The sequence below is a fragment of the Streptomyces albidochromogenes genome, assembly GCF_005981925.1.
In the GTDB taxonomy this organism is placed as follows: Bacteria; Actinomycetota; Actinomycetes; order Streptomycetales; family Streptomycetaceae; genus Streptomyces; species Streptomyces albidochromogenes.
Map to the genome: position 1 here is coordinate 1 of NZ_VBVX01000714.1, position 657 is coordinate 657.

General features: G+C 75.0%; 1 protein-coding gene. It reads right to left on the bottom strand.

The annotated features are described in order from the left end of the window. Nucleotides 1-9: 9 nt before the first annotated feature. On the bottom strand, nt 10-657 hold a 648-nt coding region (locus tag E2E34_RS34900), incomplete at its 5' end, for a TetR/AcrR family transcriptional regulator (protein ID WP_138905791.1).

Sequence of the window (657 nt, forward strand, 5' to 3'; positions counted from 1 at the left end):
GGTCACCGGTCACCGCCGGGGAGGCGCCTCGGGGGGCGGGGACGCCTCCGTGCCCGCCGTCAGGCCGCCCACCACCAGCAGCGCGAAGTTGCGCGCCCACTCCGTGTCCACCGGTTCCGCGCTGACCAGCGCCCGGTGAACGACGGCGCCGGCGATGACGTCGAAGATCAGGTCCGCGTTACGGGCCGCCTGCGCGGGGTCGTCCTCGTACGGCAGCTCGCCGCGGGCCTGCGCGCGTTCTCGGCCGAGCAGCACCAGGCGCTTCTGGCGGTCGACGATCGCCGAGCGGATGCGCTCGCGCAGGGCCTCGTCGCGTGTGGACTCGGCGACCACCGCCATCAGGGCGGTCTTGGCCTCCGGCCGGTCGAGCAGCGCGGCGAACTGGAGCACCACTCCCTCGACGTCGGCCATCAGGCTGCCCCGGTCCGGCAGCCGCAGCTCGTCGAAGAGGACGGCCACGGCGTCCACGACGAGTTCGCTCCTGTTCGCCCAGCGCCGGTACAGCGTCGTCTTCGCGACGCCCGCGCGGCTCGCCACATCGCCCATCGTCAGCTTCGACCAGCCCAGTTCGACCAGCGCCGCCCGGGTCGCCCGCAGGATCGCGGCATGGGCCTCGACGCTGCGGGGGCGCCCGGTGCGGGCGGGAGGGGGGAGCGG